We start from the raw sequence: 14,048 nt of genomic DNA on the forward strand, positions 1-14,048 counted from the left end.
GAGACCTAAGAAAGAGTGAGATAACTTTCGACTGTATGTGGGTGCGTTGATTGAAAGCCCATTAGACCTCAAAGGAGACCCCTATGATTTTTGACAAAGAAGATTACAAAGCATTTGACCCTGAACTATGGAACGCCATCGATGCTGAGGCAGAACGTCAGCAAAACAATATTGAATTGATTGCCTCTGAAAACGTGGTTTCTAAAGCTGTTATGGCTGCTCAAGGAACACTCTTGACTAACAAATATGCAGAAGGCTATCCAGGTAAACGTTACTATGGTGGTACAGACGTGATTGATGTGGTTGAGTCTCTTGCTATTGAACGCGCTAAAGAACTTTTTGGGGCAAAATTTGCTAACGTGCAACCTCATTCAGGTAGCCAAGCCAATGCTGCTGTTTACATGTCTTTAATCCAACCTGGTGATACTGTTATGGGGATGGATTTGTCAGCGGGTGGTCACTTGACACATGGTGCACCGGTTAGCTTCTCTGGTAAGACCTATAACTTTGTGGCTTACAATGTTGATAAAGAAACTGAACTCCTTGATTATGATGCCATTCTTGCGCAAGCTAAAGAAGTACAACCAAAACTCATCGTAGCAGGGGCTTCAGCATACTCACGTATCATTGATTTTGCTAAATTCCGTGAAATCGCTGATGCTGTAGGTGCTTACCTCATGGTAGATATGGCTCACATTGCAGGTCTTGTAGCCTCTGGTCATCATCCAAGTCCAGTTCCTTATGCACATGTGACAACTACAACAACCCACAAGACACTTCGTGGTCCTCGTGGTGGTTTGATTTTGACTAATGATGAAGATATCGCTAAGAAATTGAATTCTGCGGTCTTCCCTGGTTTGCAAGGTGGCCCATTGGAACACGTTATTGCTGCCAAGGCTGTCGCTCTTAAAGAAGCACTTGACCCTGCCTTTAAAGAATACGGTGAAAATGTTATCAAGAATGCTGCTGCTATGGCGGACGTTTTCAATCAACATCCAGATTTCCGAGTCATTTCAGGTGGAACTAACAATCACCTCTTCTTGGTTGATGTTACTAAAGTTGTCGAAAATGGTAAGGTTGCGCAAAACGTTCTTGAAGGAGTAAACATTACTTTAAACAAAAATGGTATTCCTTATGAGCAGTTGTCTCCATTCAAAACATCTGGTATTCGTGTCGGTAGTCCTGCAATTACAAGCCGTGGTATGGGTGAAGCTGAGAGCCGTCAGATTGCAGAGTGGATGGTTGAAGCTTTAGAAAATCACGATAAACCTGAAGTTTTGGAACGCATTCGAGGAGAAGTTAAAGCTCTTACAGATGCCTTCCCACTCTATTAATAAATTATGTTAGATTTATATATTAAACGCATTATCATCCATCAGTTTTCGCCAAATGATACAGAACTGGTTTTGGCAGAGTCTCCTCTTGAAATAACACCACGCTTAGATGAGTATTTTAGAAAGAAACTCTCTAAGGTTTTCTCAGATGAGGCTAAACGAGGCTATTTCGATGAGGAAAATGTTTTTATCAGTCATCTAGGTGATGATTTGATGGAAAGTTCAGTCAAAATTTCCCAACTTTGGAAGGAAGAATTTGTCATTTCTGAAGATCAAAAGACCAATGATTTGGTCTTTATTCAGTTTGATAAAGAAGGGCAAGAGTATTTTGCTTTCTTGCGCATTGCTCTCAAGGACAGTTTGATTCATTCTTTAGGAGATAGTCAGCACCCTATTCAGGTGTCACAAAATAATCTGCCTTCTGCGGCTCAGACACCAGATGAAGCTTTGATTATCAACCGTAGTAGTAGGCAGTATTATCTGATTGAAAAGCGTATTAAGCATAACGGTAGTTTTGCCAATTATTTCTCTGAAAATCTGTTGCAGGTTAAGCCTGAGCAGTCTGTCAAAAAATCGATTAAGATGGTTGAAGATACTGCACAGAAGATTGCTGAGAATTTTAATCAGGATGACTTTAACTTCCAAGGAAAAATGAAATCTGCTATTTTCAATAATTTGGAAGAAGATCAAGAATTGTCACCTGAAAAATTAGCGGACCAGCTCTTTGATAATAATTTGACAGCTCGTTTGACCTTCGTTGATGAGCTTAAAGAGGTTATTCCTGAACCCATTTCAGTTTCAGATATTGACCATTCTCGTCAAATTAAGAAATTGGAGAATCAAAAATTATCGTTATCAAACGGAATTGAGTTAATTGTGCCGAATAACGTTTATCAGGACGCTGATAGTGTTGAATTTATTCAAAATCCTGATGGCACCTACTCTATTCTCATCAAAAATATCGAGGATATCATCAATAAATAATATGTTTAAATGGATAAGACGTCTGGTGGTTTTTGTCGTAGTCCTCATCATAGGTATCCAATGCTTTCGAATCCATGCCAACATCCAACATGTCCTAACTTATGAATCCTTGGTTAAGGAGGTCTTGGCAGAGGATGACATTGAAAATACAACCAATGTCGATTTGGTTCTGGCTATGATTTACACAGAAACCAAGGGGAAGACAGATGACGTAATGCAGTCCAGCGAAAGTTCTACGGGGGTAACCAACTCCATTACAGACCAAAAAGAAAGTATCCGTCAGGGGGTGACGGTTCTTTCGGATAATCTGGAAGAGGCTGCCCACCATAAGGTCGATCCTTGGACAGCAGTGCAAGCTTATAACTTTGGTAAGGCCTATATTGATTATGTAGCTGATAACGGCGGTGTTAACACCGTTGAACTAGCAAAGGCCTATTCTAAAAATGTTGTTGCTCCAAGTCTAGGAAACACTAGTGGGGAAACCTATACTTATTATCAACCTGTTGCCATGTATTATGGTGGGGGTAAGCTCTATACAAATGGCGGAAATATTTATTACGCTAAAGAAGTGCAGTTTAATCTCTTTTTGATGCGAATGTTCTCTCGTCTCTAAGAATAACCACTTCATTCTTAAGGAAAGACAAATGAAAGCATTATTAGTTTATTTTAAAGGATATGTTAAAGATAGTATCCTGGGACCTGTTTTTAAATTAATCGAAGCCAGTTTCGAACTCTTGGTCCCTCTAGTTATTGCTGGAATTGTCGACACAACTATTCCAAATAGAGACCAAAATCATCTGCTTATGATGATTTTTCTCTTATTTGGACTTGCCGTGATTGGGGTTGTCGTTGCTATTTCAGCACAGTATTTTTCATCTAGGGCAGCAGTTGGTTATGCCCAAGCTTTGACAAATGATTTGTATGCAAAAATAATGCGATTGTCAAAGGAAAAGCGTGATGAAATAGGTACTTCAAGTTTGGTAACACGTTTGACTGGAGACACCTTTCAAATCCAAACAGGTATTAATCAGTTTTTGAGACTATTTTTAAGGGCACCGATCATTGTGACGGGAGCCATTATTATGGCATTCCGTATTAGCCCACGTTTAACCTTATGGTTTCTTGGGATGGTCTTGGTATTGACTCTTATAATTGTACTTGCTAGCCATATTGTTAATCCTCTGTATGCCAAGATTCGAGTGATTAATGAATCAATTGTAACCAATACTCGTCAACAACTCGAGGGCATGAGGGTTATTCGTGCTTTTGGTCAGAGTGAGCGTGAATTAGATAACTTTACCACTGTCAATAAAAATTTGAAGAAGTGGCAACTTAAAACAGGAGTGATAGCAAGTCTCATTAGTCCTTTGACATTCTTAGTTGTTAATATGACCCTAATTGCCATTCTTTGGCAAGGGAATCTACAAATTCAAGGTGGTCTTTTGTCTCAAGGTATGCTAATCGCCTTGGTTAATTATCTCTTGCAGATTTTGACGGAGCTCCTTAAATTAGCCATGATGTTGACTAATCTCAACCAAAGCTTTATTTCGGCAAAACGAGTCCAAGCTATCTTCAATCTTGAAGATGAGGACATTGAAGCACCTTTAACAATCAAGAAACCAAATCAACCAAGGATAGCCCTTGAAATTGACAAGATGACTTTTACCTATCCTACAGCTAGTCAACCATCGCTCCAAGAAATCGACTTTAAGATTTTTGAAAGTGAGTCTCTGGGGATTATTGGGGGTACAGGTTCGGGAAAATCAACCTTGGTTAATTTAATTATGAATCTTTATCAACCTCAGTTTGGTAGTTTGACTATCTTTAATAATCAGTCGTCGCCGACTAATCTTAAAGAGTGGCGGTCTTGGGTTGCCTATGTCCCACAGAAAGCTGAGTTGTTTAGGGGAACCATTCGTTCAAACTTGTCATTGGGACTTGATTACGAACCCAGTGAGCAAGAACTGTGGCATGCTCTTGACATGGCCCAGGCTGCTGATTTTGTAAGGGATAAGGACCTTGGTTTAGATGAGCCAGTTGAGTCTTTTGGCCGTAATTTTTCAGGTGGCCAGCGTCAGCGTCTGACTATTGCGCGGGCTTTGATGCGACCAGCGCCTTTCTTAATTTTGGATGATTCGACTTCAGCTTTAGATTACTTGACTGAAAGTCGTCTATTAGCGGCTATCAGAGAAAATCTTAAATCAACTAGTTTGATTATTATCTCGCAAAGAACAAATAGCCTAAAAGCTGTTGATCAAATTTTGGTACTTGATAAGGGATATCAAGTTGGCTTGGGTAATCATGAAGAATTGCTTGCTACTAACAAACTCTATCAAGACATTCATTATTCTCAACATCAAAAGGAGGTTGCTGATGAAGGCTAGAAATAACAAGTCAACGCTTAAACGTTTAAGTAGAGATATCTTAAGTCAGCGTTACCTTTTTGCCTTAGCAACTGTTGGGACCATTGTTCAAGTTGCTTTGACTGTTTATTTACCTATTTTGATTGGTGATGCAGTGGACGCGGTTCTTAAGATGAATGCCGTCCTTTTGATGTCACGTTTGATTTGGCAGATGCTTTTGGTTATCTTAGCTAATAGTATAATCCAGTGGCTTAACCCTTTAATTTATAATCGATTGATTTATTCTTATAGCGAAAGTTTACGTGAACGAGTCATGATGAAAATTCATGCTATTCCTCTTAGTTACCTTGATCGTCAAGGAACTGGAGACATGGTTAGCCGTGTGACTACAGATAGTGACCAATTGAATAATGGACTCCTTATGGTCTTTAATCAATTTTTCGTTGGGCTCTTGACTATCTTTGTCATAATCATTACCATGGCTCGCTTAGACTGGTTCATGATGCTCTTAGTTCTAGTGATGACGCCTCTATCAATGCTCGTGGCTCGTTTTATTGCTAGGAAGAGTTATCAACTCTATCGCAACCAAACCAAGTGGAGAGGCAAACAGACACAACTGATTGAGGAAAGTCTGACTCAGGAAGCTCTGGTACAAAGTCTAAATGCTCAAGACCAGATGGTTAGCAATTTTAAAGAGGTTAATGGTAAGTATGCTAACTATTCACAGAGTGCCATCTTTTACTCGTCAGCGGTTAACCCAGCTACACGCTTTGTTAATAGTCTGATTTACGCTCTCATTGCAGGTGTTGGGGCCTATCGCATCATGTCGGGGGGCACATTTACAGTGGGACAATTGACTACCTTCCTAAACTATGTCACTCAGTATACTAAACCTTTTAATGACATTTCATCTGTCCTATCTGAACTTCAAAGTGCTTTAGCCTGTGCTGATCGCCTTTATATGATTTTAGATGAAGATGAAATACCAGAAACGGGCAATGCGGTTTTGGAAGAAGCAGATGTTCAAGGGCGTTTTCAATTTGACCATGTTCAATTTGGCTATTTGCTTAATAAACCTCTTATCAAAGATTTGAGTATTGATATTCCTGCTGCTAGTACCGTTGCTATTGTTGGTCCAACAGGAGCGGGAAAATCGACTTTGATTAATCTTCTCATGCGTTTTTATGACTTGGACAAGGGACAAATTTTGCTGGACGGTCGACCTATTACGGATTATACCCGTGAAAGTCTTCGCAAGCAGATTGGGATGGTTCTACAAGAAACCTGGCTTGAGGTCGCCACTATCCACGATAATATTGCCTATGGTAATCCAGAAGCTAGTCGAGAGGAAGTAATCGCAGCAGCTAAAGCAGCTAATGCCGATTTCTTTATTAAACAATTACCTCAAGGTTATGACACTTTCTTGAAAGATGCTGGGCAATCTCTTTCACAAGGGCAACGTCAGTTACTAACTATTGCTCGGATATTTGTCAATGTTCCTAAAATTCTTATCTTGGATGAAGCAACATCAAGTATCGATACTCGTACGGAGCTCCTTATTCAAGAAGCTTTTGCTAAACTGATGAAAGGTCGTACTAGTTTCATTATTGCTCATAGATTATCTACCATTGAAAATGCAGACCTTATTTTGGTAATGAATAATGGTGATATAGTTGAACATGGAACCCATGATCAATTAATGAGAACTAAGGGAATGTACTATCGTATGCAGACAGCCCAAAAGTCACAAAATAATTAAAAATTGCAGAGCGTTTAGGCTCTGTTTTTTTGACTTTTAAATGTATTATTTATTAATGAAAGTAAGAGATGAAAAAGAAATGAAATTAATTTATTTTATTTTTTTTATTGGAAAAAGTACCGATAGGATGGTAAACTAGAGATGATATTATATAAAAAAAGGTATCGAAAATTAGAATGTTAAAACACAAAAATGTCCTTGTCTTTTTGGGACAAACTTTGCTTTATTTCGCCATTTTTATGGCCCTAATTTATCTCTACAATTACCTCGGACAAGGTCAAGGTAATTTTATCTATAATGAATTTTAGGAAGAATAATGACGAATACAAAAATTAAAGATATGATTGAAACGATTGAGCAGTTTGCTCAATCACAACCTGACTTTCCTGTTTACAATATTTTAGGGGAAGTCCATACTTACAGCGACTTGAAAGCCGATTCGGATAGTTTAGCTGCCAAGATTGATAGCCTTGATATCCCAGAAAAATCACCTGTTGTGGTTTATGGTGGTCAAGAATATGAAATGTTGGCAACTTTCGTAGCTTTGACTAAATCTGGCCACGCCTATATTCCAATTGATAGTCACTCAGCTCTTGAGCGCGTGACGGCTATTGTTGAAGTAGCAGAGCCAAGTCTGATTATTGCTATTAACGACTTCCCAATCGAGGATGTTAAAGCGCCAATCTTGACATTGGATCAAGTGACAGCAGCTTTTGAAAGTAAGACTATTTACCAAGTAAGTCATTCTGTTAAGGGTGATGATACCTATTACATTATCTTCACATCAGGGACTACAGGTAAACCTAAAGGGGTTCAGATTTCGCATAATAACCTTCTTAGTTTCACCAACTGGATGATTACAGACAAGGAATTTGCGACTCCAAAACGTCCTCAAATGTTGGCTCAACCGCCTTATTCATTTGACCTATCAGTAATGTACTGGGCGCCAACTTTGGCACTTGGAGGCACCCTCTATGCCCTTCCTTCAGCTATTACTCAGGATTTCAAGCAACTCTTTGAAACGATTTTTTCACTTCCAATTGCTATTTGGACATCCACGCCATCATTTGCAGATATGGCAATGTTATCTGAAGACTTTAATGCAGAAAAGATGCCAGAAATTACGCATTTCTATTTCGATGGGGAAGAGTTGACTGTCAAGACTGCTCAGAAACTTCGCCAACGTTTCCCAGAAGCACGTATTATCAATGCTTATGGGCCAACTGAGGCTACTGTTGCCTTGTCAGCAGTAGCAGTAACTGATGAGATGCTATCTACTCTTAAGCGTCTACCAATTGGTTATACCAAGGAAGATTCACCAACATATATTATTGATGAGGGTGGTAATATCCTACCAAATGGTCAGCAGGGTGAAATTATCGTATCAGGTCCAGCAGTTTCCAAAGGCTACATGAATAATCCTGAAAAGACTGCTGAATCCTTTTTCGAGTTTAATGGTCTACCTGCCTACCATACTGGTGATGTGGGAACGATGACTGATGAAGGTCTCCTTCTCTACGGAGGACGTATGGATTTCCAAATTAAATTCAATGGTTTCCGTATTGAGTTAGAAGATGTCTCACAAAACCTTAATAAGTCTAAGTATATCGATTCAGCAGTAGCTGTTCCACGTTATAACAAAGACCATAAGGTTCAGAATCTCTTAGCTTATGTGATTCTTAAGGATGGTGTACGTGAGCAGTTTGAGCGTGATATTGATATTACCAAGGCTATCAAAGCTGACTTGGAAGATATCATGATGTCATACATGATGCCTACTAAGTTCCTCTATCGTGAGAACTTGCCTCTTACACCAAATGGGAAGATTGATATCAAGGGTCTTATCAGTGAGGTTAACAATCGATGATAGACTTCTTGAAACAGCTTCCCCATTTAGAAGCTTATGGAAATCCTTTCTATTTTATCTATCTTGGAGTAGCCTTATTACCAATCTTTATAGGATTATTCTTTCAAAAGCGCTTTGCTATTTATGAATGCTTGGTAAGTATGGCCTTTATCGTTCTTGCTCTGACAGGTACCCATGCTAGCCAAATCTTAGCTTTGCTTTTCTATATTGTCTGGCAAATCATCTGGGTATACTCATACAAACGTTATCGTAGTCAAAAGGATAATAAATGGGTCTTCTATTTGCACTCGTTTCTTGTAGTTCTTCCCTTGATTTTTGTTAAGGTAGAGCCTGCCATTAATGGGACCCAGTCGTTTTTAAACTTTCTCGGTATCTCTTATTTAACCTTCCGTGCGGTTGGTATGATTATTGAGATGCGTGACGGAGTCCTTAAGGAGTTTACGCTAGGTGAATTTCTCCGTTTCATGCTTTTTATGCCGACCTTCACAAGTGGTCCCATTGATCGCTTCAAACGCTTTAATGACGACTATCAAGCAATTCCTGACCGAGATGAGTTGATGAATATGTTGGAGCAAGCAGTCAAGTATATTATGCTTGGTTTCCTCTATAAGTTTGTTTTGGCTCAGATTTTTGGAAGTATGCTTTTACCACCATTAAAAGCACAAGCATTGAGCCAAGGCGGTATCTTTAATTTGCCGACACTTGGTGTCATGTATGTTTTTGGACTTGATCTCTTCTTTGATTTTGCGGGTTACTCAATGTTTGCTCTCGCAGCGTCTAATCTCATGGGGATTAAGAGCCCAATCAACTTTGACAAGCCTTTCATTTCCCGTGATTTGAAAGAATTTTGGAATCGTTGGCATATGAGTTTGTCTTTCTGGTTCCGTGACTTTGTCTTTATGCGTATGGTTATGGTTTTGATGAGAAATAAGGTTTTTAAAAATCGTAATACCACATCAAACGTAGCCTATGTTCTTAATATGATGGTTATGGGATTCTGGCATGGGGTTACTTGGTACTATATTGCCTATGGTATTTTCCATGGTATCGGTCTAGGTATTAACGATGCCTGGTTGCGTAAGAAGAAGACCATTAATAAAGAGCGTAAAAAAGCAGGTCTCAAGCCTCTTCCTGAAAATAAATGGACCAAGGCTTTGGGAATCTTTATCACATTTAATACAGTTATGTTATCATTCTTGATTTTCTCTGGATTCTTGAATGATCTCTGGTTCACTAAAAAATAAGTAAAGGAAATTTAAAAATGGATGTAAAATCAGAAGTTATTGAAATTATTGATGAACTCTTCATGGAAGATGTATCAGACATGATGGATGAAGACCTTTTCGATGCTGGTGTTCTTGATTCAATGGGAACAGTTGAACTTATCGTTGAATTGGAATCACGTTTTGATATTCGTGTCCCAGTTTCAGAATTTGGTCGTGATGATTGGAACACAGCTAATAAGATTATTGAAGGGGTAACGGAGCTTCGCAATGCTTAAGCGTTTATGGCAGATTTTTGGTCCAGTAATTTGTGCCTTGGTCTTGGTAGTTGTAGTTATATATGCCTACCCACAAGGCAAAAAACATAGTTATGAGGCTGAAAAACGTAGCGCAGTAACGTTGACGAATGAAAACTTTAAGAGTCGGATGAAAAAAACTACCGCTCTTTCAGACAAGAATCATCGTTTTGTACCTTACTTTGGGTCTAGTGAGTGGTTACGTTTTGATGCCCTTCATCCGGCTGTTTTAGCAGAAAAATACGATCGTAACTATCGCCCATACTTTATTGGACAACGTGGGGCCGCCTCTCTAAATCAATATTTGGGGATGCAACAAATGCTTCCAGAATTGCAAAATGGTACAGCAGTGTACGTCTTGTCTCCACAATGGTTCACTAAAAAGGGTTATAATTCTGTAGCTTTTCAGCAGTTCTTCAATAACGACCAACTTAGTAGTTTTTTAAGTCAAAATCAGACGGATGCAAATTCACAGTATGCTGCTGAACGTATCTTAGAGATGAAACCTGATATAACGATGAAATCTCAACTTTCTAAAGTGGCCAAAGGACAAGATCTCAATACTGTTGATAAAACCTATGTTCAATTCATGGCAGAGCTAAATAAGCGAGAAGATAGCTTGTTTAGCCCTCTAGCGGCGTCAAATAACGCTAATTATGATAAAAAGGTTCTTCCTTATCTTAAAGAGTTACCAGACCAATTTTCTTATGATGCCCTTGATAAGGTTGCTGTAAGAGATGCAGAAGCACATACCAAATCAAATGACTTTGGTATTGATGACCGTTTTTATAAGAAACGCTTATCTAAAAAGATTGGTAAACTTAAAGGTTTCCAGAAAAATCTTTCCTATGAAGTTTCTCAAGAATATGGTGATTTGCAGTTGGTTCTTAATCAATTTGCCAAGTCAAATACAAATGTTATCTTTGTCATTCCACCAGTTAATAGCAAGTGGATGGCTTATACTGGACTTAATCAGGAAATGTATGATGCTACGGTTTCTAAAATCCGTTATCAATTGGAAAGTCAAGGATTTACCAATATTGCAGACTTCTCAAAAGATGGCGATCAACCTTACTTTATGCAAGACACCATTCATATGGGCTGGAAAGGTTGGGTAGCCTTTGACAAGCTCGTTGATCCTTTCGTTAGTAACCCAACACCTGCACCTAGCTATAAATTAAATGATCGCTTTTATAGTAAGGACTGGGCAGGATATACAGGAACTCCTAGTCAGTTTAAGTAACATACAGAAAAAGGCTTTAGAAAGCCTTTTTTTGTTATAGAGTAATAAGGGAATAATATTGCTCTTATAATTTTTTCATAGGTTACCTTTAGATATGTGGAAAAAGGATTGGGAGTAAAACCCAATCCTTTTAATCACTTTGAAGCATTGCAACATCTTAAACACTCTTACTTGTTTTTAGTTAGAGCTTTTCGCATTAAATCTGCAGGTATAATCAAAACCGCAATAAGAAGAGCAATGATATAGTGTTGAACATCCATTGGGACAGTACTAAATACTTTTCCACCAAATTGGATAATCAAGGTTTGAACAACAGCGATAGAAATCATAACGATTGAGAATTTCTTGTTTTCTCCGATATGTTCAAAAACATTGAAGCCATTACTACGGGTATTAAGCGAGTTGAAAATGATAGCATAGATAAATACTGTGAATGTAAAGGTTGTTACCATCTCAAAGTTACCAGTTCCATTTGTGATAAAGTCTTGGATACCACCAACATTTTTGAGAATGGCCAAACATACGACAGTAATGAAGCCACTAGCTACACCGATAGCAGATTTCATATAGTTAGTAAGAATATTTGCTTTCTTAGCAACTGGCTTTTCGTTCATATAACGATCTAGCGTAGGCTCTTCACCAAAGGCAAGGGCAGCGAGTGTGTCCATGATAAGGTTAATCCAGAGAATTTGGATGATTGTAAATGGCTCTTTGAGACCCAAAAGTGGTGAGAGGAGTGACATGGCAATAGTCGTCACATTAACTGTTAACTGGAAGATGATAAACTTACTTACTGACTTACTCATGGTACGTCCATAGAGGACGGCTTTCTCAATAGAAGTCAATGAATTGTTTAAGATAACGATATCTGAGGCTTCACGTGCGACTTCAGTACCATCACCCATTGAGAAACCAACATCAGCTGATTTAAGGGCTGGTGAGTCATTGACCCCATCACCCGTCATACCAGCTACCATATCGAGTTCTTGAGCTGCCTCAATAAGACGTTTTTTATCCATTGGAAGGGCACGACTTACCACTTTTAAGTGAGGCAGTTGTTGTTTAAGTTCTTGATCTGAGAGGGCAGAAAGTTCATCGTGAGTAAGGACAAGATCATTTTCTTCAGTGACGATACCTGCTTCTTTAGCGATAGCAACAGCAGTTTCTTTACGGTCACCAGTTACCATAACCACTTGAACACCTGCACGGTTCATTGTTTCAACGGTTTGTTTAATTGAAGAACGAACGTTATCACGGATACATACGATACCAATCAAGACTTTATCATTACCATCTGTATTGAGGATAGCAAGCAAACGCATTGAACGGTTAGCTTGTTCCAATGATAACTCTTGAAAACGAGCTTTAATATCATCTGTAAAGTTTTGTTTATGACCATCTTTATCAAGATAGTAGTAGCAGTCATTTAGGATAAATTCTGGAGCACCTTTTATGTAGGTTTTTCCATCGTTAGTCGTCACACTTGCGAACTTTGTTGCTGAGTTGAATTGTTGCTTTTCAGTAATTGTATTAGTATCGAAATCAAGTTGAGAACGTCCAATCAAGAAGTCAAGCAGTGCACGGTCAGTGGCATTACTTCCAACAGCATTGCCATCAGCTACCATGGCATCGTTATTTAGACCAATACCATTAATCATTTCAGCTTTAAGGCTATCTGACATTGTGTCAAAATCTGGAGCATCAGTTTCACCAGTAGCCGCATAAAGTGTCCCATCAGCAAGGAAAAAGTCAACTACAGATAGTTTACCTTCTGTGATTGTACCAGTCTTATCACTGAAGAGAATATTCATGTATCCAGCTGTTTCAATAGTATCAGGATGGCGGACTAGGATATTTTGAGCTAAAAGTCGACCTGAGTTCATTGAGGAAACGAGTGCTAACACCATTGGAAGTCCTTCTGGAACAGCCATGATGATGATGGTAACCGCAAAGAGAATTGTTTCAATAATAAGAAGGAAAATTGAACCACCATTGAGGTTGTTAGCTTTATTGAGGGCAATAAAGCCTAATACAAGGTTGATTACTGAATAGGCAGCGCCTGCGCTATAACCGAGGACCCCGATGTTTTCAGCAAGCTTGTTAAGTTTTTCTTTAGATGGTGAATCTTTACTATCTTCTTGAAGAGAAGTATTGATGCTCCCTAAAACAGTGTTATCACCAATTTGTGTAGCTTCCATCACAGCTTCTCCTGAAGTTACGACTGTACCACGGAAGACCTTAAGTTCTGTAAAGAGGTCTGAAGAGTCTGGCTCTTCTTGGTCACCAAGAGGAAGTTTTGTGGCATCCTCGCTTTCACCATTTAAGACAGCTTGGTTTACTTTTAATTTACCTTCCAAGATGATACCGTCAACTGGAATCTTGTCCCCTGATTGAAGAAGAATTTGATCACCTTTTACAATATCATCAACGAGAATTTCTTTAAGTTTACCATCACGATAAACCTTAGCATTAGTTTTTGAAGCCTCTTCTTGGAGAGTATTGAATTTTTGCTCATTACGGTATTGAGAGATTGCTGAGAATCCTGTAGACATCAAAATGGCGAAAATAAGGGAGATAGCCTCATACCAATTAGCTTCACCAATAGCAGGGAAAATCATTCCTACAAAGTTGAAGATGATTTTGAATCCTAAGGCAGCCAAGAGGATGAGAATCCAATGATCCTGAAAGGCTTCAATAAATATTGAAAGAAGCGAGTTAGTCTCTTTACTAGAGAGCCTATTATCACCATGAGAGTCTTTACTTGCTTGAACTTCTGCAGAAGTCAAACCTTTAAATTTTTTCATAAAACGTATTTGTCCTTTCTAGATTATTCAAGAATTTAAAACCTAATAGAAGCAGTAATTTTAATAACTGTCAGTAAGTATTATACTTTATTTTACTATTAAATTGTTAATTTTTTAGCAGAGAATGATATGATACCTCTTAAGTAGACACGGTAAATACCTAAAATCTACTTAA

11 protein-coding genes are annotated in these 14,048 nt (G+C 38.6%); 10 read left to right on the forward strand and 1 reads right to left on the reverse strand.

Annotation, left to right across the window (positions count from 1 at the left end; genetic code table 11):
* Positions 1-83 precede the first annotated feature (83 nt).
* The 10 genes from glyA (at position 84) to dltD (ending at position 11,069) form a co-directional block, all read left to right on the forward strand.
* A complete protein-coding gene (gene glyA, locus RWZ99_RS01375; RefSeq protein ID WP_314675907.1) occupies positions 84-1,334 on the forward strand; it encodes a serine hydroxymethyltransferase in 1,251 nt (416 codons plus the stop codon).
* 6 nt (positions 1,335-1,340) lie between these two features.
* On the forward strand, positions 1,341-2,318 hold the full coding sequence (locus RWZ99_RS01380; RefSeq protein ID WP_314675908.1) for a nucleoid-associated protein: 978 nt from the start codon (positions 1,341-1,343) through the stop codon (positions 2,316-2,318).
* 1 nt (position 2,319) lies between these two features.
* Positions 2,320-2,931, forward strand: coding sequence for a lysozyme family protein (locus RWZ99_RS01385; protein WP_314675909.1), 612 nt, complete (start codon positions 2,320-2,322; stop codon positions 2,929-2,931).
* Between the two features lie 31 nt (positions 2,932-2,962).
* Positions 2,963-4,702 (forward strand): ABC transporter ATP-binding protein, encoded by a 1,740-nt coding sequence (locus tag RWZ99_RS01390; RefSeq protein WP_314675910.1) that lies wholly within the window; start codon positions 2,963-2,965, stop codon positions 4,700-4,702.
* A complete protein-coding gene (locus RWZ99_RS01395) occupies positions 4,692-6,440 on the forward strand; it encodes an ABC transporter ATP-binding protein (protein WP_314675911.1) in 1,749 nt (582 codons plus the stop codon). Before RWZ99_RS01390 ends, RWZ99_RS01395 begins: the two co-directional genes overlap by 11 nt.
* A gap of 176 nt (positions 6,441-6,616) precedes the next feature.
* Positions 6,617-6,748 carry a teichoic acid D-Ala incorporation-associated protein DltX gene (locus tag RWZ99_RS01400; RefSeq protein ID WP_002885174.1) on the forward strand — a complete coding sequence of 44 codons (132 nt, stop codon included), beginning with the start codon at positions 6,617-6,619 and terminating at the stop codon, positions 6,746-6,748.
* Between the two features lie 8 nt (positions 6,749-6,756).
* Positions 6,757-8,307 carry a D-alanine--poly(phosphoribitol) ligase subunit DltA gene (gene dltA / locus RWZ99_RS01405; protein ID WP_314675915.1) on the forward strand — a complete coding sequence of 517 codons (1,551 nt, stop codon included), beginning with the start codon at positions 6,757-6,759 and terminating at the stop codon, positions 8,305-8,307.
* Entirely contained in the window at positions 8,304-9,551 is a 1,248-nt protein-coding gene (dltB, locus tag RWZ99_RS01410) for a D-alanyl-lipoteichoic acid biosynthesis protein DltB (RefSeq protein ID WP_314675916.1), read from the forward strand. Before dltA ends, dltB begins: the two co-directional genes overlap by 4 nt.
* Positions 9,552-9,568: 17 nt before the next feature.
* Positions 9,569-9,808, forward strand: a complete 240-nt coding sequence (gene dltC, locus RWZ99_RS01415; protein WP_314675917.1) for a D-alanine--poly(phosphoribitol) ligase subunit DltC — start codon at positions 9,569-9,571, stop codon at positions 9,806-9,808.
* Positions 9,801-11,069, forward strand: a complete 1,269-nt coding sequence (gene dltD / locus RWZ99_RS01420) for a D-alanyl-lipoteichoic acid biosynthesis protein DltD (RefSeq protein WP_314675918.1) — start codon at positions 9,801-9,803, stop codon at positions 11,067-11,069. Before dltC ends, dltD begins: the two co-directional genes overlap by 8 nt.
* A 167-nt stretch (positions 11,070-11,236) precedes the next feature.
* Here the strand turns inward: dltD and RWZ99_RS01425 are convergent, their stop codons facing one another.
* Positions 11,237-13,873, reverse strand: a complete 2,637-nt coding sequence (locus RWZ99_RS01425) for a calcium-translocating P-type ATPase, PMCA-type (RefSeq protein WP_314675920.1) — start codon at positions 13,871-13,873, stop codon at positions 11,237-11,239.
* Positions 13,874-14,048 lie beyond the last annotated feature (175 nt).

This window comes from uncultured Streptococcus sp. (assembly GCF_963545685.1).
GTDB lineage: Bacteria > Bacillota > Bacilli > Lactobacillales > Streptococcaceae > Streptococcus.